The sequence below is a fragment of the Flavobacteriaceae bacterium GSB9 genome, assembly GCA_022749295.1.
GTDB lineage: Bacteria > Bacteroidota > Bacteroidia > Flavobacteriales > Flavobacteriaceae > Flavisericum.
Genome location: CP062007.1, coordinates 1,556,179 through 1,580,639, shown reverse-complemented (window position 1 = coordinate 1,580,639; position 24,461 = coordinate 1,556,179). Strand labels below are relative to the sequence as shown.

25 protein-coding genes are annotated in these 24,461 nt (G+C 36.3%); 8 read left to right on the top strand and 17 right to left on the bottom strand.

Annotation, left to right across the window (positions count from 1 at the left end; genetic code table 11):
* Positions 1-107: 107 nt before the first annotated feature.
* The gene (locus tag GSB9_03290) at positions 108-272 is read right to left on the bottom strand and encodes a DUF5522 domain-containing protein (GenBank protein UOR30062.1); all 165 of its coding nucleotides are present in this window, start codon (positions 270-272) and stop codon (positions 108-110) included.
* Positions 273-320: 48 nt separating this feature from the next.
* Here GSB9_03290 and GSB9_01364 point away from each other — a divergent pair, with 48 nt between their 5' ends.
* From GSB9_01364 to hemL, 4 genes are read left to right on the top strand one after another with little or no spacing between them, the layout of a single operon-like run.
* A complete protein-coding gene (locus tag GSB9_01364; GenBank protein UKM64807.1) occupies positions 321-671 on the top strand; it encodes a hypothetical protein in 351 nt (116 codons plus the stop codon).
* Positions 649-1,560 carry a pyridoxal-phosphate dependent enzyme gene (locus GSB9_01363; protein ID UKM64806.1) on the top strand — a complete coding sequence of 304 codons (912 nt, stop codon included), beginning with the start codon at positions 649-651 and terminating at the stop codon, positions 1,558-1,560. The genes GSB9_01364 and GSB9_01363 overlap by 23 nt, the downstream gene beginning before the upstream one ends.
* 2 nt (positions 1,561-1,562) lie before the next feature.
* Positions 1,563-2,366, top strand: coding sequence for a glucosaminidase domain-containing protein (locus GSB9_01362; protein UKM64805.2), 804 nt, complete (start codon positions 1,563-1,565; stop codon positions 2,364-2,366).
* A gap of 8 nt (positions 2,367-2,374) precedes the next feature.
* Positions 2,375-3,661, top strand: coding sequence for a glutamate-1-semialdehyde 2,1-aminomutase (gene hemL, locus GSB9_01361; GenBank protein UKM64804.1), 1,287 nt, complete (start codon positions 2,375-2,377; stop codon positions 3,659-3,661).
* A gap of 72 nt (positions 3,662-3,733) precedes the next feature.
* Here the strand turns inward: hemL and GSB9_01360 are convergent, their stop codons facing one another.
* From GSB9_01360 to GSB9_01355, 6 genes are all read right to left on the bottom strand, one after another.
* The gene (locus GSB9_01360) at positions 3,734-4,201 is read right to left on the bottom strand and encodes a DUF4890 domain-containing protein (GenBank protein UKM64803.1); all 468 of its coding nucleotides are present in this window, start codon (positions 4,199-4,201) and stop codon (positions 3,734-3,736) included.
* A 110-nt stretch (positions 4,202-4,311) separates the two neighbouring features.
* Complete coding sequence (locus GSB9_01359; protein ID UKM64802.1) at positions 4,312-5,532, bottom strand: hypothetical protein; 1,221 nt, start codon at positions 5,530-5,532, stop codon at positions 4,312-4,314.
* 308 nt (positions 5,533-5,840) lie between these two features.
* Complete coding sequence (locus GSB9_01358; protein ID UKM64801.1) at positions 5,841-7,895, bottom strand: response regulator; 2,055 nt, start codon at positions 7,893-7,895, stop codon at positions 5,841-5,843.
* A gap of 159 nt (positions 7,896-8,054) precedes the next feature.
* Positions 8,055-9,743, bottom strand: a complete 1,689-nt coding sequence (gene lysS, locus GSB9_01357; GenBank protein UKM64800.1) for a lysine--tRNA ligase — start codon at positions 9,741-9,743, stop codon at positions 8,055-8,057.
* A gap of 118 nt (positions 9,744-9,861) precedes the next feature.
* Positions 9,862-10,305, bottom strand: a complete 444-nt coding sequence (locus GSB9_01356; protein ID UKM64799.1) for a DUF1573 domain-containing protein — start codon at positions 10,303-10,305, stop codon at positions 9,862-9,864.
* Positions 10,306-10,406: 101 nt separating this feature from the next.
* Positions 10,407-11,468, bottom strand: a complete 1,062-nt coding sequence (locus GSB9_01355) for a helix-turn-helix transcriptional regulator (protein ID UKM64798.1) — start codon at positions 11,466-11,468, stop codon at positions 10,407-10,409.
* Between the two features lie 123 nt (positions 11,469-11,591).
* Here GSB9_01355 and GSB9_03285 point away from each other — a divergent pair, with 123 nt between their 5' ends.
* From GSB9_03285 to GSB9_01353, 3 genes are read left to right on the top strand one after another with little or no spacing between them, the layout of a single operon-like run.
* On the top strand, positions 11,592-11,750 hold the full coding sequence (locus tag GSB9_03285) for a YqaE/Pmp3 family membrane protein (protein ID UOR30061.1): 159 nt from the start codon (positions 11,592-11,594) through the stop codon (positions 11,748-11,750).
* 29 nt (positions 11,751-11,779) lie between these two features.
* A complete protein-coding gene (gene lipB / locus GSB9_01354) occupies positions 11,780-12,484 on the top strand; it encodes a lipoyl(octanoyl) transferase LipB (protein UKM64797.1) in 705 nt (234 codons plus the stop codon).
* Between the two features lie 57 nt (positions 12,485-12,541).
* The gene (locus GSB9_01353) at positions 12,542-13,342 is read left to right on the top strand and encodes a class I SAM-dependent methyltransferase (protein ID UKM64796.1); all 801 of its coding nucleotides are present in this window, start codon (positions 12,542-12,544) and stop codon (positions 13,340-13,342) included.
* 107 nt (positions 13,343-13,449) lie between these two features.
* Here the strand turns inward: GSB9_01353 and msrA are convergent, their stop codons facing one another.
* From msrA to GSB9_01350, 3 genes are all read right to left on the bottom strand, one after another.
* Positions 13,450-14,109 (bottom strand): peptide-methionine (S)-S-oxide reductase MsrA, encoded by a 660-nt coding sequence (msrA, locus tag GSB9_01352; protein UKM64795.1) that lies wholly within the window; start codon positions 14,107-14,109, stop codon positions 13,450-13,452.
* Positions 14,110-14,217: 108 nt separating this feature from the next.
* On the bottom strand, positions 14,218-15,000 hold the full coding sequence (locus tag GSB9_01351; protein UKM64794.1) for a hypothetical protein: 783 nt from the start codon (positions 14,998-15,000) through the stop codon (positions 14,218-14,220).
* Positions 15,001-15,003: 3 nt separating this feature from the next.
* Positions 15,004-16,098 carry a Nif3-like dinuclear metal center hexameric protein gene (locus GSB9_01350; protein UKM64793.1) on the bottom strand — a complete coding sequence of 365 codons (1,095 nt, stop codon included), beginning with the start codon at positions 16,096-16,098 and terminating at the stop codon, positions 15,004-15,006.
* Between the two features lie 47 nt (positions 16,099-16,145).
* Here GSB9_01350 and lpxK point away from each other — a divergent pair, with 47 nt between their 5' ends.
* Positions 16,146-17,150, top strand: a complete 1,005-nt coding sequence (gene lpxK, locus GSB9_01349; GenBank protein ID UKM64792.1) for a tetraacyldisaccharide 4'-kinase — start codon at positions 16,146-16,148, stop codon at positions 17,148-17,150.
* Here lpxK and GSB9_01348 read toward each other — a convergent pair.
* From GSB9_01348 to GSB9_01342, 7 genes are read right to left on the bottom strand one after another with little or no spacing between them, the layout of a single operon-like run.
* Positions 17,140-19,368 carry an ATP-binding protein gene (locus GSB9_01348; GenBank protein ID UKM64791.1) on the bottom strand — a complete coding sequence of 743 codons (2,229 nt, stop codon included), beginning with the start codon at positions 19,366-19,368 and terminating at the stop codon, positions 17,140-17,142. The genes lpxK and GSB9_01348 overlap by 11 nt on opposite strands.
* A 36-nt stretch (positions 19,369-19,404) precedes the next feature.
* Complete coding sequence (gene gap / locus GSB9_01347; GenBank protein ID UKM64790.1) at positions 19,405-20,421, bottom strand: type I glyceraldehyde-3-phosphate dehydrogenase; 1,017 nt, start codon at positions 20,419-20,421, stop codon at positions 19,405-19,407.
* A gap of 2 nt (positions 20,422-20,423) precedes the next feature.
* Positions 20,424-21,302 carry a lipoyl synthase gene (lipA, locus tag GSB9_01346; GenBank protein UKM64789.1) on the bottom strand — a complete coding sequence of 293 codons (879 nt, stop codon included), beginning with the start codon at positions 21,300-21,302 and terminating at the stop codon, positions 20,424-20,426.
* A gap of 51 nt (positions 21,303-21,353) precedes the next feature.
* Positions 21,354-22,568, bottom strand: coding sequence for an Nramp family divalent metal transporter (locus tag GSB9_01345; GenBank protein ID UKM64788.1), 1,215 nt, complete (start codon positions 22,566-22,568; stop codon positions 21,354-21,356).
* Positions 22,568-23,113 (bottom strand): sigma-70 family RNA polymerase sigma factor, encoded by a 546-nt coding sequence (locus tag GSB9_01344; GenBank protein ID UKM64787.1) that lies wholly within the window; start codon positions 23,111-23,113, stop codon positions 22,568-22,570. Before GSB9_01344 ends, GSB9_01345 begins: the two co-directional genes overlap by 1 nt.
* Complete coding sequence (locus tag GSB9_01343; protein UKM64786.1) at positions 23,104-24,216, bottom strand: glycosyltransferase; 1,113 nt, start codon at positions 24,214-24,216, stop codon at positions 23,104-23,106. Before GSB9_01343 ends, GSB9_01344 begins: the two co-directional genes overlap by 10 nt.
* A gap of 7 nt (positions 24,217-24,223) precedes the next feature.
* On the bottom strand, positions 24,224-24,427 hold the full coding sequence (locus tag GSB9_01342; protein ID UKM64785.1) for a membrane or secreted protein: 204 nt from the start codon (positions 24,425-24,427) through the stop codon (positions 24,224-24,226).
* Positions 24,428-24,461: the final 34 nt, after the last annotated feature.

The window sequence follows — 24,461 nt, the reverse complement described above, 5'->3', positions numbered from 1 at the left end:
CAGATTAAAATTAATAGTTCTAATGCATTTGTTACAAAGAAAACGGTTCATTTTTCTTTACTTATGTAGCATCAATAATCATACCAAGTAAAGGTGCCGATTATTTACTAGTTTTTTATGGTATTCGTCTTTAAGCTATAACCATAAGGGCAGTGTCTGCATCCGCTTTCGCAACAATAGCCTCTTTTTAAGTGATATTGCTCGGTAAAACAGCGGTAACCTTCGGGCGTTAAATAATAATCGCCTTCTTCAATAGGGATAATTTTTTTCATTTATACAAAGATAATGTAATTTGGTTTGATTTTTGAGCTGGCCAAAGCATGATATTTATTTCAAAATTTTTAGTTCCGAATGGGTATACAGGAATTGCCTTGTTTCCCTTTGTTTTTATAAAATCGAAACATTTTGCTAAAAATAGAGTTCTTTTAAATCACGAAAGAATTCATTTAAGGCAACAATTGGAACTATTGGTAATTCCATTCTATATTTTTTATGTTTTAGAGTTTGCTATCCGCTTATTTTATTATAAAAGTCGTAAAATGGCCTATAAGAATATCTCTTTTGAACGGGAAGCTTACCAAAAAGAATGCTGTTTAGAATATCTCGATAAACGCCCTATTTGGGCTTTTTTAAAGTATATTCGCAATAATGGAATTTCAACTTCAAAATAGCATAAACCAACGCGTAGCATTGCCTAAAAGTATGGACGTTGAATTGTTTTTGAAACGCGAAGACCGCATCCATCCTTTTGTTTCTGGTAACAAATACCGTAAATTAAAGTACAACTTATCTGAAGTAAAAAAACAGGGATTTACTACACTGTTAACCTTTGGTGGCGCATTTTCAAACCATATAGCTGCAGTAGCTTCGGCAGGAAATAGCATTGGTTTTAAAACCATTGGTATTATTCGTGGCGAAGAGTTGAAAAGTAAAATAAACGTCAACCCAACCTTGGGCTTTGCAAAACAAAAAGGCATGCAACTCGAGTTTGTGTCGCGCGAGTTTTACAGAGAAAAACACTCTACAAGGTTTCTGAACATTCTAAGGGAAAGGTTTGGCGATTTTTATTTGATTCCAGAGGGGGGAACTAATAATTTGGCTGTTAAAGGTTGTGAGGAAATTTTAACGGAAGATGATAAGCAGTTCGACTTTATTTGTTGTTCGGTTGGAACGGGAGGTACCATTTCGGGGCTTATCAATTGTTCAAAAGTCCGTCAACAAGTTTTAGGTTTTCCAGCTCTAAAAGGTGACTTTTTACAGCAAGATATTAGTAAATTTGCAAACAAGAACAATTGGGAACTCATTACCAATTACCATTTTGGAGGCTACGCCAAAATAAATGAAGAATTGGTGACGTTTATCAATAGGTTTAAAAATAATTTTTCTATACCGCTAGACCCCGTTTATACGGGAAAAATGATGTATGGTATTTTCAATATGATTGAGAAAAAATATTTTCCTGAAGGATCCAAAATCTTGGCAATTCATACCGGTGGTTTGCAAGGGGTTGAAGGTATGAATGCGTACTTGAAAAAGAAAAAACTACCAATAATTATTTGATGATGAAAAAAATAATCATAATGCTTTGTATTGGGGGCGTAATTTTTAGTTGTAAGTCTAAAAAAGCGATCGTAACCAGAAAAACAAACGAAACTACAAGGCAAATTGACAAGACTGAAGAAAGTAAAACCGTTATCCCGGTAGAGGCGCCTAAAACGTATGCTAACAGCACCGAAAGGTATATCGATACATATAAAGAGGTTGCACAAAGTGAAATGAAACTGTATGGTATTCCAGCAAGTATCACTCTAGCTCAGGGTATATTGGAATCGGCTTCGGGTACAGGGCGATTGACTGTTGAGGCGAATAACCATTTTGGAATTAAATGCCACGAATGGACGGGAGCTAAAATTTATCACGATGACGATAGGCGACAAGAGTGTTTCAGGAAATATAAAGATGCTAAATACTCGTTTCGTGATCATTCGTTATTTCTAACAGAGCGTAAGCGTTATTCCAAGCTTTTTACTCTTAAAAAAGAAGATTACAAAGGGTGGGCCAGAGGATTGAGGGCTGCAGGGTATGCAACTGACAGAAGGTACCCTGAAAAACTGATTAGTTTAATAGAGCGCTATAATTTATATGAATACGACAAAGCCATCATGGGAGATTCTTACAAAGTGTACAAACCAGAATTGACCCAAAACAAACAAACTACATATACCGTTTCAAAAGGCGATACCCTGTATTCTATTTCCAAAAGATATAATACAACAGTTGAAGAACTTCAAAATTTGAATGGTTTAAGCGGAACGACTTTAAGTATCGGACAAATTTTGTTGGTGAAACCCACATCAAAAAACTAAAACCCAATATGATTTATAAACGAAGCAGCGCATTGTTCGCTGATGCAGAAAAAGTAATTCCTGGCGGTGTAAATTCTCCTGTTCGCGCTTTTAAAGGCGTTGGCGGCACCCCTATTTTTGTGAAAGAAGCCAAAGGCGCTTATTTGTACGACGAAGATGGCAATAGGCTTATAGACTACATCAATTCCTGGGGTCCCATGATTTTAGGGCATGCCTACAAACCCGTTGTTGATGCTGTTGTTGAAAAAGCCAGAAAAGGGACATCGTTTGGAACACCAACAGAAATTGAAACTAAAATTGCAGAACTGGCGGTTTCGATGGTGCCTAATATAGATAAAATACGTTTTGTGAATTCGGGTACAGAAGCCTGTATGAGTGCTGTGCGCTTAGCTCGCGGTTTTACGGGAAAAGATAAAATTATAAAATTCGCAGGGTGTTACCATGGACATTCCGATTCGTTTTTAATACAGGCGGGCAGTGGCGCTAGTACATTTGGTACGCCTAATAGTCCTGGGGTAACACAGGGTACAGCAAAAGACACCTTGTTGGCCAAGTACAACGATATTGACAATGTAAGAGAATTAATTGAAGCTAACCAAGGCGAAATAGCTTGCGTTATTATTGAGCCGGTTGCAGGTAATATGGGATGTATTCCGCCAAGATCCGGTTTTTTGGAGAACTTAAGAAAGTTATGCGGCGCGAATAATATTTTGCTAATTTTTGATGAGGTTATGACAGGGTTCCGTTTGGCTAAAGGAGGGGCACAAGAGTTTTTAAAAGTAGATGCCGACATCGTTTGTTTCGGAAAAGTAATTGGTGGCGGTTTGCCTGTTGGTGCTTTTGCATCGAGAAACGAAATTATGAATCATTTAGCACCGTTGGGGCCTGTTTATCAAGCGGGGACCCTAAGTGGTAATCCGTTGGCCATGGCGGCAGGTTTAGCAATGCTAACAACCCTTAATAACGATAACGAAATCTTTAATCGGTTGGCCGAAAAAACGGAATACCTCCACCGGGGTATTGCCAAGGTTTTAGGTGATAACAATATAGCGCACACCATTAACCGAACGGGGTCCATGATATCCGTACATTTTGATAAAGATGAGGTTGTGGATTTTGACACTGCGGCAAAAGGGAACAATGCTACTTTTAAAAAGTTTTTTCATGGGATGCTTAAAGCAGGTGTTTATATTGCGCCAAGTGCCTTTGAAACTTGGTTTATAACCGATGCGCTAACGTTTGAAGATTTAGATTTCACGATTAACGCTGTAAATGAGGTTGCAAAAAGTTTATAAAAAGAGAAAACGCATTTCCGAGAAATTAGAAATGCGTTTTCATCAACAAACTAAACTAAAATCAACCAAATTTTATTTTTTGTAAACTTTCTTTTTCATAGCCATTTTTTTCTGTTTCTTTTTCATGGACCTTTTGGCTAGTGATTTTTCCCATTTTGCGTATTGCTCCTCGTTTAAAATCTTCTTCATTTTGGCTTTCATCGCAATTTGATGATCTAATCTGGCATTCATCATTTTCAAACGCTTTTCTTTTGTTGGTCTTTCAGATGTCCCATTTTCTTTTCTAGCTTTCCAAGTTTCTTGCATTTCCTTTCGCTTGGTAGCATTTTCTAGGTTTATTTTATAAATCTGGTCTTGTTGCACCTTGTTTAAGTCTAAATTCAAGGTCATACGCTTTGTTTTCAGTGTGGCAGATTCCTCGGGCGTTAAAGTATGCATTAAGTGCATTTTGTCTTTTCCACCGGGTTTAGGAGCCTGTTGTGCAAATGCAGTGCCTTGTGCCAAAACAAAGGCTATTGCAATGATTATCAGTTTTTTCATTTTAATTGTTTTTTAGGTCCTTACTGCTTTTAAGACCATTAAAAATGAAAAAGGTTTAAGCCAGCTCAGTTTTTTAACTAAAGTTAACAATTGTATTGCGTTAAAATGAATTATTTAAGCAGGGGAACCCTTAAACTGATGCCCGTTTGAAAATCTGGCGCATTGTTTACTTCAAAATCTTCTTTAATGTAGATTGAAAGTTGAAAATTGGGCCTGCCATAGGTGTAAACAAAATTCCAGTTTTGGATAGTACTGTAAAGTGTATAGACTCCATTTTGCCAACCTCCGTTTATTTCGCGCCATTTGCCCAACAGTTTAAAATAGCCGTATTCTTCTTTTTTGTTGTAACGCGTTTGTGACTGAAAGTTTATTCCGAAAGCATTGTAATTACCTTTTTGGGTGTATTTTGTGATTTCAAAATTGGCTTCAAGCGTGCCTAAATATTTATTGTTGCCCAGGTCGATTACGTCCTTGAAATTAATAAGATTTTTTCTAAGTACATTGGCGCCAAAGGCCACATTGATGTCGTAGTTGTTTTTTAAGTTGAATTTTTTAATGGTATTTACCGACAAACCAGCATCTATTGACGAATTAAATCTTGAGGTGTTAAGTCCTAAATGACTTCCAAAATTGATAAATATATTGTGGGTTTTGTTAAATGAGAATTTAGGATAATAGTAGTGGCTTAGCTCAATACCGCCAAGGAAAAAGTTGTTTTGCCTTAATGTCATTGTGTTTCCGTTTCGGTCTAGATACCGAAAATTTACTTGGTTCAAGCCATAGTAGCGCCTGCCATAGGGGTCTTCGCCGCCAGCTATATGGCTATGAAACCATTCGATAGATTCGTCGCTTGTAAAAAATGAAAAAGGGTATTTACCCTTGGTAATTAAGTAAGACCTAAAGTTTAAACTGAGTTCGTTTTGTTTATTTATAGGTATGTCGAACTTTACTCTAAACTCCTTTATAACGGCATCAACAACTATATTCATATAATCTGCGGGAGTAGTTTCTTGGTCGAGAAATGTAAACCTACGGTCGTGCCAAATTACTTGAGACATCTGTTTTCTAATTTCAGGGTCTTTAGGATAATATGCTTCTACATACGGATGAAATATGTTGCCGCTAGCATGATCAATAGTTAACGTTGGCGTTTTTGCAGGTGAATATTTAAAGTTTGTGTTTAGTCTAGAACTAAAAATGCCAAAATGATGTGTTGCTAAAAAACTAGGGTTTCTTATACCATTTTTAAATATAAGAGTATCTCGTTCTTGAGCGTTTGCAGTATTAAGGCCAAGCAAGAATACAATGAAGCAAAATAGTTTTTTTAGCATCGGGCAAAAATAAATAATTATGAATGGCCTATTCAAATCTTCTTAAAAAATTTAACATATTGATTAAGCACTCTTAATGAAGTTATAAATCTGTAAAATAGAGTGTTAAACATTTCAAAAATACTTTAATAGTTGAAAAATATTGCGTCTATTTGTAGTGTTAGTTTAGTTAGTGCATTGTGAAAATGCAGAAAAGTTAAAGTTTAGTTTGTTAATGAAAGCCAGTTATTTTATAACTGGCTTTTTGTTTTTAATGGTGGTTATGTAAGGGCATATACATGTTTTACTGATTAATGTATAATCTCTATTTATTCGTTTCCAAAATAGAAAAACAATAATTTGTATAGGTGTTCTTTTTTAAATGGTTTTGAAAGATAATTGTTCATGCCACTTTCTAGAGCTTTATCGATGGCTTCCGTTGTTACATTTGCTGAAAGCCCAAAAATGATAACTTCATTATTGTGTTTTCTAATCTCTTTTGTAGCTTCCCATCCATCCATTTCTGGCATGTGGATATCCATAAAAATTAACTGGTAGTCCTTTTGGCTAAATTTATCAAGAGCCAGTTTTCCGTTTTTTGCCGAATCGGCTTCAATACCTATATCTTCAAGGAATTTTTTAAGAACTATAACGTTTAGATTGTTGTCATCAACTATTAAAACATTTAGGTCGGTATGGTTAATTTTCTTGCTTGATGGGGTGTTTTTTTCTGGGGCTTGATTTTTAGCAATAGGGAACACCATGTTAAACTTAAACGAGGTACCTTCGTTTGGAGTACTATTAACCATTATCTGTCCTCCCATCATGTTAATTAAAACTTTGCAAATAGCGAGGCCTAAACCACTGCCTTCGTATTGTTTTTTTACGGTGTTTTCAACTTGCGTAAACCTATCAAAAATAGTGTTTATTCTATCTTCAGGAATGCCAATCCCTGTATCCTTAATCGTTAATTTTATATTTAATTTGTTTCCAGGCAGTAGCGCTTCACTGTAGCTTAAACTCACACCTCCTGTGTTGGTAAATTTTAGACCGTTTTTTACAATATTGTTTATTACTTGAATAAACTTGCTTTCATCTCCAATAACATTTAGCCCATGTACATTTTTAATGTTGGAATTTAGATAAAGATTCTTTTTTAAAAAGATGAATTGGTTAACATCTAATAAGTCTTTTATTTTTTCAAGTGGGTTAAAGTTGGTTTGGATAAGTTCGGTTTCGCCAGATTCTATTTTTTCAATATCTAATATGTCGTTTATAATATTTAATAAGTTGTTTGACGATTTTTCCATTAGCCCTAAATACTCATGATCTGTTCTGTTTAGTTTGCTGCCTTTCAAAACTTCAATAAAGCCTAAAATGGCGTGGAGAGGAGTTCGTATTTCGTGGCTCATGTTCGAGAGGAATTCCGATTTAGCTTTCGAGGCTTTTTCTGCACGGTTACGTTCAATATTTAATTTTTCGTTGGTATGCTGTAGCTTGGCGTTTGATTGTAAAGCCAATTTGGTTCCCGCTCTTGCCCTTAAATAAAAGTAAACTAAAAAGCTGGTTAAAAAACAAAACACAAAACCAATGCCCAAAGCAATGTTTGTAATTAGCCTGTTATCTAAATCTAAAAGCTTATTGCTTGCGTATACTGCCAATTGCCATTCCTGATTATCTAGGTTATCGACTAAAATGTATTCTTTGTAGAACAGGTTTTTTTCTTTTTCAATTTTGTTTCCGGTATTAAGGCTGTAGAAAAGGTTGTTTTTATGGTCGCGTAATTCAATAGAATATTGGCCTTCAAGACTTGTGGCCAATTTGTTGAATTTTTTCCTAAAATCCATGCCACCGGTTATGGTGCCTTGAAATTGGCCCTGAAAGTTAACAGGGAAATCTACTAAAAAAGCATGTCCGCTTTGTGTGAGCTTAACCCAGTGTGTGATGTTTGCCGAATTGTTCTCGCGATGTTTTAACCATTCGTCCCGGCGGTAATCTAACTGAGAAATATCTAGGTTTAAAGCATCTTCATTGCCTTTTAGCGGCATTATTTTTCGAATTACCATCGTGCTGTCTATCCATTCGAGAAATTTAAACGAAGGGTTTTGTTCGATAAGCATGCTAGCATCCTTTTCCCAATGGTTAAGGTATAAGCCATTGGTGAACTCAATCCTGTTTTTAAGGTTCTGGATTTGAGCTAAATCGGTTTCAACAATGTTTTTAAACTCCTTAGAAATAAGCCTTCCGGTTTGGATAACATTGTCTTCAATGAGCTTATTATTGCTTTTTGCGTATTTATTCCAAACTGTTAAAACAATTAGCAATGTTATAATAAACGATGCCAAAGGTAAAAGAATAACTTTTTTGTTGAGCTTGCTTAACATTGCATTTATAAGTTAGGGGCTATTTAAGAGAGAAGTGCAATAGCGTTGTGATTGTAAGCTACAATAGGTGTTGCATAGCAACTATAATTGGTGTCGAATTTATAATATTTTTTTTGAATTTAAAAAATAAAGGTTTTTGCTGAAAGGGGGATTTTAAATTTAAACCATCTCAACAAATAACCCATCCTCTGTTTTTTCAACTTTCGCTAAGTTATTTTTGGTGAGTTCTTTTATGGTTTTGTCCCATTTTTTGTTCGAAAGCCCAGATTGTGTTTTTAAATCTACAAGTTCGAGTTTTTCCGATTTTTTCAATATTTCAATAACAGCTTTCGCATCTTCACTAACGGCTATGGCTTTTTTCTCAGGTCGCATTTGAGGGAAAAACAATACCTCTTGTATCGACTGGTTGTTAGTTAAAAACATAATTAAACGGTCCATGCCAATACCCATGCCCGATGTAGGTGGCATACCATATTCTAAAGCACGAAGAAAATCGTAATCGATAAACTCGGTCGCTTCATCATCACCTTTTGCTGCCAATTTTAATTGGTGTTCAAAACGTTCGCGTTGATCAATAGGATCGTTAAGTTCAGAATAGGCGTTGGCAATTTCTTTACCACAGACCATAAGCTCAAAACGTTCGGTCAATTCTGGGTTGTCTCGATGTTCTTTACAAAGCGGGCTCATTTCCTTTGGGTAGTCTGTTATGAAGGTTGGTTGGATGTAATTACCTTCACATTTTTCGCCGAATATTTCATCAATTAATTTGCCTTTGCCCATGGTTTCATCTACTTCAACACCTAGGTCTTTAGCTGCCTGACGTATTTCAGCTTCAGTTTTTCCCGTGATGTCGAAACCTGTAAAATGCTTTATGGAATCGGCCATAGTTACTCTGGCATAAGGCGCTTTAAAGTCTATTTCGTGTTCGCCAAAAGTTACTTTTGTGGTTCCGTTTACTGCAGTAGCACAATGTTCTAAAAGACGCTCGCAAAAATCCATCATCCAATTGTAGTCTTTATAGGCTACATAAATTTCCATGGCGGTGAACTCTGGGTTGTGGGTTCTGTCCATCCCTTCGTTCCTGAAATTTTTAGAAAACTCATAAACACCATCAAAACCACCTACAATTAGTCTTTTTAAATACAATTCGTTGGCAATTCGCATGTATAACGGAACATCGAGCGAGTTGTGGTGCGTTACAAATGGTCGTGCAGCAGCACCTCCCGGAATAGGTTGTAAAACAGGAGTTTCTACTTCAAAATAACCAGCGTCATTAAAAAATTGACGCATGGCATTAAATAGTTTTGTGCGTTTTACAAATACATCTTTTACTTTCGGATTTACCACTAGATCGGCATACCGTTGTCTGTAACGTTGCTCGGGATCAGTAAAGGCATCGTATATTTTGCCATCCTTTTCTTTTGGAACAGGTAGTGGTTTTAAAGCCTTACTAAGCAGTGTAAAATCTTTAACCTTTATTGTTTTTTCGCCGACTTTGGTTTTAAACAATTCGCCTTCAATGCCTATAAAGTCACCAAAATCGAGCAATTTTTTAAAAACATCGTTGTATTTGGTTTTGTCTTCACCGGGGCAAATTTCGTCACGGTTAAAGTATATTTGGATTTTTCCTTCAGCATCCTGTAATTGCGCAAAACTTGCTTTACCTTGAACTTTAACCATCATTAAGCGTCCTGCAACCACGACTTGTTTGCCTTCTTCAAATAGGTCTTTTACCTCTTTAGAAGTATGGGTTACGGGGTACAGTTCGGCTGGATAAGGATTGATTCCTAAATCGCGAAGTTTGTTTAATTTCTCTCTTCTAACTAATTCTTGTTCTGAAAGCTGCATGCTAATTATTGATTTTGAATTTTGCCTTTTTTAAAGACGAGTGCAAAATTACGTTATTTTCAAAAAATTAGCATACAACTATCACATAGATTTTTTTTGTAAATAATATATGTTCAAATTATTTTTCAGCTGGTACAGGTTCTGGTTTTAAAACCGTACCTTTTATTCTGATAACCTTTGAAGGTTCTGTAGCGTTAGATAGTACTGTAATGGTTTTTTTGAAGGCGCCAATTCTATTTGTGGCATATTTCACCTTAATTTCGCTGGACTCTCCAGGTAAAATTGGCTCTTTTGCGTAAGAAGGAACGGTGCAGCCACATGATGTTTTTACGTTTGAAATTACAATAGGAGCATCGCCCGTGTTAGTAAATTCAAAAGTACGTTCACCATTGGCTTTATGTTCTATTGTTCCGTAATCAATAACATCGGTTTTAAAGGATAGCACTCCAACTTTTTCATTTTTGGCTTCTTCTTGCGAAAAACTTGTGGCTGAAATAACCAAAAAGGTGAGTAGGATTAATTTGGAAGTTACGGTTTGAGGTAATTTAATGGTTGTATTCATAAGTCTTATTTTTGATTTATATTAACACAAACATCATAAAATACTTTCGTAAAAGAAACTTTTATAGGGTTGAAAAAAGGACTAGTACCGGGGTTGGTATTTTATAAGTTTTTGTTGAACAGTGATTTAGCTTCCTTTCGAGATTGCACGTTTAGTTTTTTGTAAACATTGTTTATGTGTGTTTTTACTGTGCTTATGCTTACAAAAAGTGTGTCGGCAATCTCTTTATTAGTCTTTTCCTGCAGTAGTAAATCCAAAATATTTTGTTCTTGTTTGGTAAGTTGTTCTTTGGCTTTTGAGATTGAATTAATTTTGTCTTTTCTGCTCGAAGACCAAAACCAAATATTTAGCCCTACTGAACCAGCTAGTAAAAAGTAAAGCAAAAAATTCCAGTTGAAATCAGCTTCTGTGGTACTATTGACTATATATTTGTCAGAATTTAATTCAGATTTATACTGCGCGGTATAAGTTGAGTTTGGATAAGTTTTTTTCAATCGGTTTAGCAAGCCTTCGTAATAGTTGTTGTTTTTAAGATCTTCTAAATAATGTTCGTGAAAATTATTGCCCCGATTCGATAAGAAGGCATATATGTAGAGTTCGGCCAGAGGTTCGTTAAGGTTTTTGCCGTAATTTTGAAGTGTTTCAAACCACTTTTTGGTGTTCAGCTTTCGGTTGGCCTCACTTCTAAATTCACTAAAGGCAAATTTCATTTCTTCTTTCAAAGAATCAATTTTTACAAATGCTGCCGATTTTTGGTTTGTTGATTTTATGTCGCAAAACATTTGGTTGCCAAAAGTAACGGGCAATACAATGGTGTCGGTGTTTTTGGCAATAAAAATAACCTCTTTGCTATCGTCGCAGTGCCCGTCAAAATGGTTTTGGTTTTGTTCGTTTTCAAAACAGTTGTCTACATGTATTCTGTAAATGCGGTTTTTGTCTTCCAGTTGGTCGCCTTTAAAGCTGAAATATCCAAGGCTATCGGTAGAGGTTCGGGCCACAATCTGCTCAAAATAAACACCAGAAATTTTTCGGTAGTCTTCAATAGCAGAAAGGTAAACATAGTTGTGCCATTGGTTGTTATCAATATGCCCAGTAAATTTGTATTGGCCTTTAGCTGTAAAGCCAACAAGCAGTAAAAGTAAGATTAGCCATGGTTTTGTCATGGCTACTAAACTAATAATTATTTCTTTAAAATTTTAGTTAATAATAGTGTCGTTTTCTTTGTAACGAAGTCGTGTTTTTTGCGTCATATAGATAATCATCAATCAATAAAATCAAATTTAAAAATGAGTATTTGGAGAGTTATACTTTCAATTATATGTCCGCCCCTTGCTGTGCTAGATAAAGGCTGCGGTTCCATAATTATTGTTTTCTTACTTTGGCTATGCGGTTGGGTACCAGGTGTTATTGCAGCATTGGTTATACTTAACAACCCAAATCGCTAAAACATAAAAATATCGTAATTTTGTTGCCTATGAATAAAACCGTTCAGTTACAGGATTTAGGCTTTAAAGATTACAAACAAACTTGGGATTTTCAAGAAGAGCTTTTTAAAGGTATTGTTGATACCAAAATAAAAAATAGGCGAGAAGATGTCCATAACGAAACGAATAACTATTTTTTGTTTGTTGAGCATCCGCATGTTTATACACTAGGTAAAAGTGGCGATTTGTCAAATTTGTTGCTTGATGAAGAGCAACTAACCGAAAAAGGAGCCACGTTTTATAAAATTAATCGTGGTGGTGATATAACGTATCATGGTCCTGGGCAAATTGTAGGCTATCCCATTTTAGATCTTGATAATTTTTTCACAGACATCCACAAGTATCTTCGATTGCTCGAAGAAATGATTATTTTAACCTTGGCCGAATATGGTTTAAAAGCTGAGCGAAGCGAGGGTGAAACCGGTGTTTGGCTAGATGTAGGCACGCCTTTTGCCCGAAAAATTTGTGCCATGGGTGTACGTGCCAGCCGCTGGGTAACCATGCATGGTTTTGCTTTAAATGTAAATGCTAATTTGGGGTATTTTGATAATATTATTCCGTGTGGGATACGCGGAAAGGCCGTAACGTCTTTAAATGTTGAACTTGGAAAAAAACGAGTGGCTGAAGCTGAGGTTAAAGAGAAGCTATTAAAGCATTTTTCAAATCTTTTTGAAGCAGAATTTGTAAGCGGTTAAAGAACTGTTTACGGCCCATTTTGCCTATTTTTAATTCTTTTCATAATATAACTATAAATGGATGCCAACAAAACCTATTTCGAAACCAATAAACAAACTTGGAACGATAAAGTAAAGGTACACGCTAAAAGTGCTATGTATAATCTTGAAGCGTTTAAACAAGGAAAATCGTCTTTAATGCGCTACGAGTTGGAAGCTTTGGGAGATGTTAAAGGAAAGTCGTTATTGCATTTGCAGTGTCATTTCGGACAAGACACCTTGAGTTGGGGTAGAATGGGTGCCAATTGCACAGGGATTGATATTAGTGAAGAGGGCATCAAATTGGCCAAAAAGCTGAATGATCAATTACAGTTGAATGCCCAATTTGTATGCTGCAATGTATTGGACACCTCAAAATACATTAGTGAGCAATTTGATATCGTGTTTACAAGCTATGGCGTGATAGGTTGGTTACCCGATTTAAAACCTTGGGGAAAAATGATTGCCGAGCGATTAAAAGTGGGCGGTACCTTTTTTATAGCCGAATTCCATCCCATTGTTTGGATGTTCGATTATTTAAGCGAACCACCAAAAATGAGGTACGGCTATATGCAGGACGACGTAATTTACGAAGAATACGAAGGCACTTATGCTAACGAAAATGCTAAAATTACCAGCAAAGAATACGGCTGGAACCACGGATTGAGCGAAGTCATTAACGCTTTAACCGAAGCGGGTTTGCACATAGACTGTTTAAACGAGCACAACGAAAGCCCATACAACGTCTTACCCGATTTAACCAAAACGGAAGACGGTATGTTTGTAACAAAAAACCAATTATACCCTTTGATTTTTACGATTAAAGCAACAAAATTGTAGTGTTCGTTTAACTTCAAGGATATGCGTCGTTTTTTTTAATGACTTATATCCGTCGTTAAACGAAGATAGTTGAAAATTTTTACAAAGTCAAATACGGGTATGGTGTTTTAATGGCTGTCTTCTTTTAAAACCTCAGGCATTTTTGCTTTAAACCGATTCAATCTTGGGATGGATACATTTTTAATATACGGGTGATTGGGATGCCGTTTTTCGTAATCTTGATGGTAGTCTTCGGCAATCCAAAACTTTTGAAACGGGTACACTTCGGCAGCAATTTTAACATTTAATTTTTTAGCCAAGGCCTCTTTTTTCTTTAAAACAATTTGCTTTTGTTCGTCATTCTGGTAAAAAATAATAGAACGGTACTGTGAACCTCTGTCGTTACCTTGACCGTTTACTTGAGTGACTTTCTGCGAAGCAAAATATACATCAACCAAGGTTTCAAAACTAACAACCTTGGGGTCATAAATGATTTCAACAGATTCTGCATGTCCGGTCCTGCCGGTATTACTATCGGCGTAGGTTGGGTTTTGGGTATGCCCGCCAGAATATCCAGAAATCGATTCTTTTACACCTTTTACGCTTTCGTAAATAGCTTCGACACACCAAAAGCACCCGCTGGCAAAATAGGCTTTGGCCAGTCCGTTTTCCATTGGAATTTCAACCGGGTCGGCATTAATTATGGCATCTTGTTTTGGGGTGTTTTGTGCCGAGTTATGGCAACTAAACAATAGAATAAGGGTAATTAAGGGAACTAAGGTTTTCATAGAAGTGTTTTTTATTCTTTATGAGGTAGACGAATAAAAACTAAAAACCTTAAATAAAAAAGCCTTCAATTTTAAAATTGAAGGCTTTTAAATATCTTGAAAATAGACTTAGTTTAATTTGGTAAACAGTTTGCCCATTTTTTCTTTTTCTTCTTCAGCTAAAACCGGATCAACCAAAATACGGCCACTGTGCTCGTCGGTAATTACTTTTTTACGCGATGCAATTTCAACCTGTATTTGTGGAGGAATGGTAAAGAATGAACCACCTGAAGCACCTCTTTCAACGGGTACAACGGCTAAGCCATTTTTTACGTTGGTTCTAATTCTTGTGTAAGCTTTTACTAGACGTTCTTCAATTTGTTTTTTGTATTCTTCCGATTTTTCTAAAAGCGCTTGTTCTTCTTTTTCGGTTTCGGCCAAAATATCATCAAGCTCACCTTTTTTGTGCTTTAAATGCGTCTCGCGCTCTTTTAAACGCTCTTTGGTATCAGCTATAACTTCTTTTTTCTGCTCGATTTGTGCCTTGAATTCTTTTATGTGCTTTTCGGCTAACTCTATTTCAAGCTCTTGGAACTCGATTTCTTTGGTTAGTGAGTTGTATTCTCTGTTATTTCTAACATTTTTTTGTTGCTCACCATATTTTTTAATCAAAGCTTTAGATTCTTCAATTAAATTCTTTTTACCTGCAATATCGTTATCGATAACTTCTAAACTGGCAACAAGTTTTTCTAATCTTATGTTTAATCCAGCTACTTCATCTTCTAAATCGCGAACTTCTAAAGGCAGTTCTCCACGAACATTTCTAATTTCATCAATTCGGGAATCGATGAGTTGTAAATCGTATAAAGCTCTTAAACGCTCTTCTACAGTTGCTTCTTTCTTTTTAGCCATACTTTAAAAATACTTAACAGGATTGGTGTTTGTCTTTGATAAAATGATTGCAAAATTAGGAATTTTTTTTGTAAGATAGGCTACTAAAAGATTTTTTGTGAACTGTTCGCTTTCATAATGGCCAATATCGGCCAAAAGCATGTTGTTTTCGGCTTGAAAAAAGTCGTGATATTTAAGGTCGGCAGTTACAAAAGCATCAGCACCAGCACCTTTGGCAGCCGAAATAGCAAAACTACCCGAGCCCCCTAAAACGACAACTTTCTTGATAGTTTTGCCTAGAAATGCCGAATGGCGTATGCAGGGCGTGCCCATTTTAGTTTTTAAATGCTTTAAGAATGCGGTTTCATCTAAAGGTTTTTTTAATTCGCCAACCATACCAATGCCAATATTTTGGTTTTTGTTTTCTAAAGTGGTTATTTCGTAAGCGACTTCTTCGTAAGAATGCGATTTAAACAACGTTTGGAGCAATTGTTGTTCCAAATGCTTTTCATAAGTAATGGTTATTTTCGTTTCGGCCTCGGTATGTATGTGCCCTTTTTGCCCTTTTGTTGGATTTGAGGCTTCGTTGCCATTAAACGTGCCATAACCTTCTACATTAAAACTACAATCGTCATAGTTTCCAATACTGCCCGCACCAGTTTTAAAAAGCGCCGCTCTTAAGTTATCGGCCTCATCTTTTGGTACATAGGTGGTAAGTTTTTTTATGGTTGCGCTTTGCGGAATTAAAATGCGTTTGTTTTCTAGTTCAAGCTGATTGCAAATCATATCATTTACACCTTGCAACGCATTGTCTAGGGCGGTGTGCATACTGTAGATAGCTATGTCGTGCTTTATGGCTTTAATCACCACACGCTCTACGTACGATTTTCCCGTAAGTTTTTTAAGCCCTTTAAAAATAATAGGGTGAAAACTCACAATTAGATTACAGTTTTTTTCAATAGCTTCATCTACCACGGTTTCAAGTGTATCTAATGTGACCAAAACACCTGTGATGTTGGTGTTTTTGTCGCCCACCAAAAGGCCTACATTATCAAAATCTTCGGCATAAGCCAAAGGCGCCAAGGTTTCTAAGTGGTTTATGACGTCTTGTACAATCATAATAATTTAAGTTTTACTTCAAAGATAAAATAATTACTTTCGCTGTAATGAAAATATTGCGATACTTGCTTTTTCCTGTGGTGCCCATTTATTTTATGGTGACTTGGTTGCGGAATACATTGTATGATTGGGGAGTTAAGAAATCGGTATCATACAACTTTCCTGTGATTTGCGTTGGAAACCTAAGTGTTGGTGGCACAGGAAAAACACCTATGGTTGAATATTTGGTTAAACTATTGAAAGAAGATAAGCAGATTGCAACCTTAAGCCGCGGGTACAAACGTAAGTCTAAAGGGTTTCAAGTTGCTGACAAATATACAACGGTCGAAACCATCGGAGATGAGCCGTTTCAATTCTTCAATAAATTTAAGGATAGTATTGCTGTTGCTGTAGATGCCGACAGACAAAACGGTATTGAAAAGTTAAGAGCGTTAAACAACCGTCCAGAAGTAATTATTCTTGATGATGCTTTTCAGCACAGAAAAGTAAAGCCAGGTTTTAATATTTTGCTTACTACTTTCGCAAACCCTTATTTTAAAGATATTGTATTGCCTACAGGGAATTTACGCGAACCACGCCGTGGAGCAAAACGGGCTGATGTTATTATGGTAACCAAATGCCCTGAACATTTAAATTCGACTAAGAAAGCAGCCATTATTGACCGAATTTCTCCGTTATCGCATCAACAGGTGTTTTTTAGTTCAATCGTTTATTCCGAGATTTTGCTAGCTGAAAATAAAAGTCTGGATGTAAATACATTAAATAATTTTGCCTTAGTTACCGGTATAGCCAATGCCAGCCATTTGGTTAAATTTTTAAAGAAAAAAGGCCTGAAATTTGAACACTTTAATTTTAAAGACCACCACAATTTTGAACCACAGGAGATAAAAACCTTCGTTAATAATGATGTTATTGTTACAACCGAAAAAGATTTTATGAGGTTGAAACAATTTGATGCGTTAAAAGAAAAATTATATTACTTGCCAATACAAGCAACTATTGAGAATGAAAAAGAGTTTAATGCGCTAATTAAGCGTTTTGTTAAGCGCTAGGAGTCTTGTCTTTTTTGCTGGTCAGGGCGTTGTATAATTTTTTCTCGAATTCTTCCTGCTTGAAGGGTTTAGGGATAATGTCGGTAAAACCAGCTTCTTCAAACTCGTGCATTTTGTCTTCAATGGTTACTGCCGTAAGCGCAAAAATGGTGAGTTCTTTGTCAAAAGACCTAACAATTTTTGTGGCTTCAATACCACTAATTCCCGGCATGTGGATGTCCATTAAAACAATATTATAATCATTGGCTTTAATTAGCTCAACGGCATCCTCACCATTGTCTACAATATCGCACTTAAGTTCCATTTTAGTTAAAATTTTCTTGGTAATCATTTGGTTGATTTTGTTGTCTTCAACCACTAAAATTTTAACACTGCTTAGGTCAATTTCGTCTTTGTTGCCATCAAAGTAGGTCGTTTTATTGTCTTCGGCTTCTTTAACAGTCGTTTTTTCAAGAGGAATTTCAAAGTAAAAAGTAGTACCAACGTTAAGTTCACTTTTTACATATATTTTTCCTTTTAAGATATCAATTAAGCCTTTAACGATAGAAAGTCCAAGACCTGTACCTCCGTATTTTCTGTTAATTTGAATAGAACCTTGCGAGAAACTTTCAAACATATGGTCCTGTTTCTCTTGGCTAATGCCAATACCGTTGTCTTCTATCTCGAAACGCAAGGTATAAATTTTGTCTTTTTCCTCTATTTTGTAAACTCGAATCCAAATATCGCCGTCTTTGGTGAATTTAATGGAGTTACCAACCAAGTTTATCAAGATTTGGGAAATCTTTAATTGATCGGCAATGAAGTTTTCGGGGAGGTCTTTATCGTACTCAAAATGAATGTTTACGTTGTTGTCTTGCGCCGAATTGTTTAGGGCAAGAATAATATTGTTTATTTTTTTGTTGAGGTTAAAAACCTCGGGTTCAACATCAACTTTGTTTGCTTCAATTTTATTTATTTGAAGGATATCGTTAATGAATGTAAGTAAATAATCACCCGAAAATTTTAACGATTTTAAGTGCTGTATTTGTTCTGGTTTGGGGTCTTCATCCAGTAACATGTTGCTTAAACCAGTAACGGCGTAAAGCGGTGTACGCAACTCATGGGTTACCGTAGAAAGGAAATTAGCCTTGGTTTTAGAAGCCAGTTCTGCTTTTTCTTTGGCAATAATAAGCTCAGAATTTTTCTTGTGAAGCATATTATTGGTTTTCAGCCTAATGTTGTTATTCTTGTACAACGATAGGGTTAAAAGCGATAAAATTGTAATTAGCGCAACACTAAGTATTGAGGTTAATGTTTGTAGGTTGTTGCTGTCTTCGGCCTTTTCAAGTTGTTCAGAATACAGTTTATTTTTCTCAATCTCTTCACTCAAAAGATACTGTGTCTCTAGGTCTCGTGTAGAATTAATACGTGTTAAGCTCCTGATGGAATCAGACAATGTTACAAAGGCGCTTAAATAATCCCTGGAAGTTTTAAAGTTTTGTTTGTTCTCATAGAGGTTGCTCAAAACAAAGTACCCTTGGTTTAAGATACTGGTGTATTGATTTGTTTTTGCAATTTGAACGCCTTCGTGGGCTATTTCAAGAGCTTTTTCGTTATCACCTAATTTTTCAAATATTATGGCTTGTTGAATAAGCGCTTCACTCAATATTTTTTGGTACCCATAGTTTTTGGATAAAGCGATAGATTGTTCAATAACATCACGAGCTTTATTATAGTTTTTTAATTCTTCGTGCGTTTTACCTTCTTGAAGAAGGGTTTCAGATAAATATTCGTTTAACCCTTCTTCCTCAAATTTAGATTTTGCAGCAGTGTACGAGTCTAAAGCCGAGTAATAGTTTTTCTTTGATAAATATACATCCCCAAAGGTTTTGTAAGAAACTCCCAGGTTTTTGTTGTCGTTAATAATACGCTGGATTTCAATCGCCTTGTTTAACGATTTTATAGCTTTTTCTTTTTCGTCAATAATGAGTTGAATGCGCCCTTTTAAAGTGTGTACTAAACCAATACTTTTTTTGTTATCGGCAATTTTTGCCAACTTTAAAGCCTCATCCAAGTTTTTTTGGGCTTTATAATAGTTGAAGTTTTCCAACTCCACTTGAGATTCAGAAATACGATAGTTTATATTATTCTGTGCCAACTCGGGGTCGTTATCGATTGATTTTTGCGACCAAGAACACAGGCTATAAAGCACAATTATAATAAAAATGTAGTTCTTCATTTGGGACTTTATTCAAAACTATTGCGACAAATATAATTATTTTATCGATAAAACGCATTTTTTTTCCGATAAATTGCGTAGTAAGTCAATAATTCTATTGGAATAGCCCGTTTCATTATCGTACCAACCTATTATTTTTACCATGTTTCCTATAACCGACGTCATTTGAGAATCAAAAATGCAAGAATGTGTGTTTCCAACAATATCGATGGAGACAATTGGAGCATCGGTATATTCAATAATGCCTTTGTAATGATTATTTGAGGCTTCTCTGAAGGCATGGTTAATGTCGTCAATTGAAACGTTTTTTTTAACGTTAAATGTAATGTCGGTTAAAGAGCCGTTTATAACAGGAACCCGAATGCCGCAGCCACCAATAACATCGGAAAGGCTAGGGAAAATCTTAGTCAAAGCCTTAGCAGCCCCCGTGGTTGTAGGAACTATAGATTGACCTGCAGCTCTTGATCGTCGTAAATCGCGATGGGGTTGGTCGTGCAAACTTTGATCGGTGGTATACGAATGCACCGTTGTAATATAAGCTTGGTCTATACCGCAAAACTTGTTAATGATGTCTATCATTGGAGCCGCATTGTTGGTTGTGCACGATGCATTTGAAATAATGGGTTCGTTACCTTCAATTAAATGATCATTAACGCCCATAACAATGGTTTTTATATCGTCTTCAACGGGCGGAACGCTCAAGATAACCTGCTTAGCGCCATTTTGTATATGGTGCTTTAGTTGCGACGATGTTTTAAATTTTCCTGTGGATTCGATAAGAAAATCAACATCGAAAGGTTTCCAATTGATGTCTTTAGGGTGCGAATGGTTTAGCAACGGAACATGTTCTCCATTAACCAAAATGGCTTTATCATGGTTTGAAATCTCACCGTTAAAAATGCCGTGAACACTGTCGTACTTTAGTAGATGGCCCAAGGTTCTTGCGTCGGCCAAATCGTTAATGGCAACAACCTTAATGTTGTCGTGATTTTGAAGAAGCCTAAAAACGCGTCTGCCAATTCTTCCAAATCCGTTGATGGCAACTTTAATCATCCTTAATTAATATGTTTTTGAGCCTTGTATGATGAGCGTACCAATGCGCTGCTTTCTACATGGCGAAAACCAAGGGCGAGCCCTATTTCTTCGTATTCCTTAAATTGGTCTGGTGTTATAAACTGCTTTACGGGTAAGTGTTTTTTGCTTGGCTGGAGGTATTGCCCAATAGTAACCACGTCTACATCGTTTTCCTTTAAATCGTGTAATGTTTCAATCACTTCTTCACGAGTTTCGCCCAATCCTAACATTATTCCAGATTTTGTGCGTCTTTGTCCCTGAGATTTTAAATATTTTAAAACCCCCATGCTTCGGTCGTATTGTGCTTGTATCCTTACTTCGCGAGTTAACCTACGAACGGTTTCAATGTTATGCGACACCACTTCTGGTGCAACATCAACAATGCGATCTATGTGTTTTTCTATGCCTTGAAAATCGGGAATAAGGGTTTCTAGTGTCGTTTCGGAGTTCATTCGCCTCACGGCCTTGACCGTTTCGGCCCACATAATACTGCCCATGTCTTTTAAGTCGTCACGGTCAACACTAGTTAGTACAGCATGTTTTATTTTCATGATCTTTATGGAACGTGCTACCTTCTCTGGTTCGTCCCAGTCTACTGTTTCCGGTCGGCCTGTTTTTACACCACAAAAACCGCAAGAACGGGTACATACATTTCCTAAAATCATGAATGTAGCGGTGCCTTCTCCCCAACACTCGCCCATATTGGGGCAACTTCCAGAAGTACAAATAGTGTTTAATTTGTATTTGTCAACCAATCCACGTAATTCAGTGTACTTTTTGCCCGTTGGAAGCTTTACACGAAGCCATTTGGGTTTGGTTTTGCGTTCTGGTAGTATATTTGAAGCGGTATCCGTTTTCATATCGTAAAAAAAATTGACAACAAAGATACGAAGTATTCTTTTAAATGAAGGTTATAAGGTGCTTAGATACCAAATACTGAATCCAATTAAAAACGCAATGCCTAAAACGCTTAAAACATGCATTTTTTTTGAGGGTCGCCAGGCTTCTGGCATATGTTTGCTCGATACCAACTTGTAATTGATTATGGCGTAAAAAGGAGCAGTTACGAACGACAAAGTGGTTGCTATTTCAATAAGCAATCCCATTTCTGAAACTAAAAACAGAAAAATGCAGATTGTTCCTATGGAAAGCAGGGCAATCCAGAACGTATAGTTAAATTTTGAGGTTTTTTTAAAAAGTAATTGTGTGGTTTTTTCCATGGCTCGCGGTGAAGCATCTAAAGTAGTCAGTGTTGTACTAAACATTGTTGTGAATGCTGCAATACCAATAGCAACATAGGCCCAATTGCCTAAGTTGGCGGTGTACATACCAATTAACTGGCTTGAGAATACAGTTGCCGAATTACTAAATGTTTCACCGCTATTGAACATTACAAGGGTTCCTAAAAGTACAAAACAGATTCCCAAAAAAACAGTGCCCATGTAGCCTACGTTAAAATCGAACAGGGCCGATTTTGTATTGTAATTTTGGCTGTCTTTGTTTTTTTCAATAGCCCATAACGATTGCCAAACAGCAACATCTAGAGGAGCAGGCATCCAGCCCATAAAAGCGATTAAAAATATAATTTCGAGTTTGTTGTCAGGAAGTATTTGGGTTAATAAAATACTTTCGGTATTGTTAAGCAGGGCAATACTCACGGCTGCAACGGTACTTACTGTTAAGGTGATAATAATAATTTTCATCAGCTTATCGAGTAGCCTATAGCGTCCTAAAATTAAAAGCACCAAACAGGTTATAATGATAATGATAGTCCAGGTTTGAACACCCATAAAATCACCAAAAAGGGTCGAGGCCAAGCCTGCGGTAACAATGGTAACCCCTGCTTGAATGGTAAAAATTGTGGCTAGGTTAAGTAAAAAGTATACCATTAAAATGCCCCTACCTAGCTTTTTATAGCCTTCTAAAAGGCTTTCTCCGGTTGCTGTGGCATATCTTGGGCCAAACTGAAAAAAGGGATATTTAAATAAGTGCACTAAAAGTAGGGCCCATAATAAGCCCAAACCAAAATCGGCGCCAGCTCGAGTAGATTGCACCAAATGCGAAACGCCAATTGCTGCCCCAGCAAACAATAATCCGGGACCTAGGTTTTTTAGTTTAGTAAGCATTATTTTTCTCTAATAACCTCGGCAAGAAGTTTCTTGGCACGAAGCAGTTTCACTTTAACGTTATTAATGGGCTCATCCAGTTTCTTTGAAATTTCTTTATAACTGAGCTCTTGAAAGTAGCGTAAATTAATAATTTCTTGGTAATGTGGCTTCAGTTTTTTTATATCGCGCAATAGTTTGGCTAAATGCTGTTCGGTAATAAGTTTATCTTCGGGTGAAGGTGATTCGTCCATTACTTGAAAAGCTTCCTTATCATCTTTTGAAATGACTTGCCCTATTGTGTTTTTTTCTTTCCGTAGTAAATCAATATGGATGTTTTTGGAGATAGTGATTAACCAGGTTTTGAAAGTGTATTTTTCGTTAAACGTTTCAATTCTGTCAAATGCCCTAGAAAATGTCTGGATGGTGATGTCTTCAGCATCGTTTTCGTTTTGGGTGCGTTTTAGTTGAAAACCGTAAACATCATCCCAAAACAGGTCCAACAAATAATTGAAGGCTTTTTGGTCGTTTTTTTTTGCACGTTTAATGGCTTCCGTTATTTCCAATGGTTGGGTTTTGAAATGAGATTGATTATAAATATAGCCATTTGTGTCGCAATGAGAAAAATTTCGAGAAAAGGCATCCAAAATAATAAATCGGTTTCATTAAGTTTTTTTGCTGATAATCCTAAAAAGGTGTATTGAATAACGAGGCGTAATAGTAACAAACCAACAACAATTTCCCAGCGATATAGGGTTATAAGTAGGGTAATGGCAAGTGCCCAAAATAGAAGCCCTGAGATGTATAGAGCAGCTAGCATAATTTTGTCTTTGGGTTTGTAATACTTCGCTGTTGAAACATGTCGCCGTTTTTGTTTAAACCATGATTTTAATGTAGTTTTTGGTATTGATTCCGTAAAGCTTTCTTTTGAAACACATATAGTCGTATTGTCTTTTGTAGCTACTTGGTTTACAAACAGATCATCGTCACCAGAACGCACTTTAATGTGGGTGATAAATCCATTGGCTTTAAAAAACTCTTTTTTAGAATAGGCTAAATTTCGCCCAACACCCATATAAGGTAATCCGGCAAGCGAAAATGAAAAATAGTTCACGGCCGTAGTTAAAGTTTCGAACCTTATAACCTTGTTTAAAAAGGAATTCTTAATTTTCGAGTAGGCACCATAGCCAAGAATAATTGATTTTTTGTCGCTGAAGTGCGATGCCATTTCTTTAACCCAAAATTTTGATAGGGGGCGGCAATCGGCATCTGTAAACAAAAGGTATTCGTTTTTTGCTGCTTTAATACCTAGAGTGAGCGCATATTTTTTATTGCCCCAAAAGGCCTCTATGCTTTTTACATTAACCAATTTTATGTTTTCGTGACGTTCGGCGTAAGCTTCCATAACCTCTAAAGTATCGTCATTAGAGGCATCGTTGATTAAAACAATTTCAAGGCTTGGGTATTCTTGTGATACTACAGAAGGTAGAAATCGCTTAAGGTTTTGTGCTTCGTTTTTAGCACAAATAATTATCGAAATAGGTAAACTTTTAGAAGGTGCTTCTTGAGGTTTTAAAAACGCAAATTTTCCGAAAATGAATGCGTAAAATATAATTTGAATTACAACTACAACAATAAATGCGCAGTAAATAAAACCAAGAAGCTCCATGAACTAGCTACGAATGTTGGGGTTCTTTACAGTCGCTAAATTGATCGGGCGTTTTTCCACAAAAACCACACGCTTCCCCTTCTTTGTTTAGCATGGGGTTTTGGCTGGCGCATGTACCCGCAAATTTACCGTCTTTTTTTGCCCAAATTTTAATGGCTATTCCCGCTATACCTAATCCTAATAAAGCTACGGTTATTAAAAGAAGTTTCATCTGTGTTCTATTGATTTTTTTGCAAAGATACAGC

What these genes read in the sequence shown, in the direction of transcription:
- GSB9_01342 (UKM64785.1), bottom strand. Translation starts at nt 24,427, where the DNA reads ATGAAACTTCTTTTAATAACCGTAGCTTTATTAGGATTAGGTATAGCG.
- GSB9_01362 (UKM64805.2), top strand. Translation starts at nt 1,563, where the DNA reads ATGAAAAAAATAATCATAATGCTTTGTATTGGGGGCGTAATTTTTAGT.
- GSB9_01356 (UKM64799.1), bottom strand. Translation starts at nt 10,305, where the DNA reads ATGAATACAACCATTAAATTACCTCAAACCGTAACTTCCAAATTAATC.
- msrA (UKM64795.1), bottom strand. Translation starts at nt 14,109, where the DNA reads ATGAAAACCTTAGTTCCCTTAATTACCCTTATTCTATTGTTTAGTTGC.
- lpxK (UKM64792.1), top strand. Translation starts at nt 16,146, where the DNA reads ATGAAAATATTGCGATACTTGCTTTTTCCTGTGGTGCCCATTTATTTT.
- GSB9_03290 (UOR30062.1), bottom strand. Translation starts at nt 272, where the DNA reads ATGAAAAAAATTATCCCTATTGAAGAAGGCGATTATTATTTAACGCCC.
- GSB9_01359 (UKM64802.1), bottom strand. Translation starts at nt 5,532, where the DNA reads ATGCTAAAAAAACTATTTTGCTTCATTGTATTCTTGCTTGGCCTTAAT.
- GSB9_01350 (UKM64793.1), bottom strand. Translation starts at nt 16,098, where the DNA reads ATGATTGTACAAGACGTCATAAACCACTTAGAAACCTTGGCGCCTTTG.
- GSB9_01348 (UKM64791.1), bottom strand. Translation starts at nt 19,368, where the DNA reads ATGAAGAACTACATTTTTATTATAATTGTGCTTTATAGCCTGTGTTCT.
- GSB9_01345 (UKM64788.1), bottom strand. Translation starts at nt 22,568, where the DNA reads ATGCTTACTAAACTAAAAAACCTAGGTCCCGGATTATTGTTTGCTGGG.
- GSB9_01360 (UKM64803.1), bottom strand. Translation starts at nt 4,201, where the DNA reads ATGAAAAAACTGATAATCATTGCAATAGCCTTTGTTTTGGCACAAGGC.
- hemL (UKM64804.1), top strand. Translation starts at nt 2,375, where the DNA reads ATGATTTATAAACGAAGCAGCGCATTGTTCGCTGATGCAGAAAAAGTA.
- GSB9_01358 (UKM64801.1), bottom strand. Translation starts at nt 7,895, where the DNA reads ATGTTAAGCAAGCTCAACAAAAAAGTTATTCTTTTACCTTTGGCATCG.
- lysS (UKM64800.1), bottom strand. Translation starts at nt 9,743, where the DNA reads ATGCAGCTTTCAGAACAAGAATTAGTTAGAAGAGAGAAATTAAACAAA.
- gap (UKM64790.1), bottom strand. Translation starts at nt 20,421, where the DNA reads ATGATTAAAGTTGCCATCAACGGATTTGGAAGAATTGGCAGACGCGTT.
- GSB9_01351 (UKM64794.1), bottom strand. Translation starts at nt 15,000, where the DNA reads ATGGCTAAAAAGAAAGAAGCAACTGTAGAAGAGCGTTTAAGAGCTTTA.
- GSB9_01363 (UKM64806.1), top strand. Translation starts at nt 649, where the DNA reads ATGGAATTTCAACTTCAAAATAGCATAAACCAACGCGTAGCATTGCCT.
- GSB9_01353 (UKM64796.1), top strand. Translation starts at nt 12,542, where the DNA reads ATGGATGCCAACAAAACCTATTTCGAAACCAATAAACAAACTTGGAAC.
- GSB9_01364 (UKM64807.1), top strand. Translation starts at nt 321, where the DNA reads ATGATATTTATTTCAAAATTTTTAGTTCCGAATGGGTATACAGGAATT.
- lipB (UKM64797.1), top strand. Translation starts at nt 11,780, where the DNA reads ATGAATAAAACCGTTCAGTTACAGGATTTAGGCTTTAAAGATTACAAA.
- GSB9_01343 (UKM64786.1), bottom strand. Translation starts at nt 24,216, where the DNA reads ATGGAGCTTCTTGGTTTTATTTACTGCGCATTTATTGTTGTAGTTGTA.
- GSB9_01355 (UKM64798.1), bottom strand. Translation starts at nt 11,468, where the DNA reads ATGACAAAACCATGGCTAATCTTACTTTTACTGCTTGTTGGCTTTACA.
- lipA (UKM64789.1), bottom strand. Translation starts at nt 21,302, where the DNA reads ATGAAAACGGATACCGCTTCAAATATACTACCAGAACGCAAAACCAAA.
- GSB9_03285 (UOR30061.1), top strand. Translation starts at nt 11,592, where the DNA reads ATGAGTATTTGGAGAGTTATACTTTCAATTATATGTCCGCCCCTTGCT.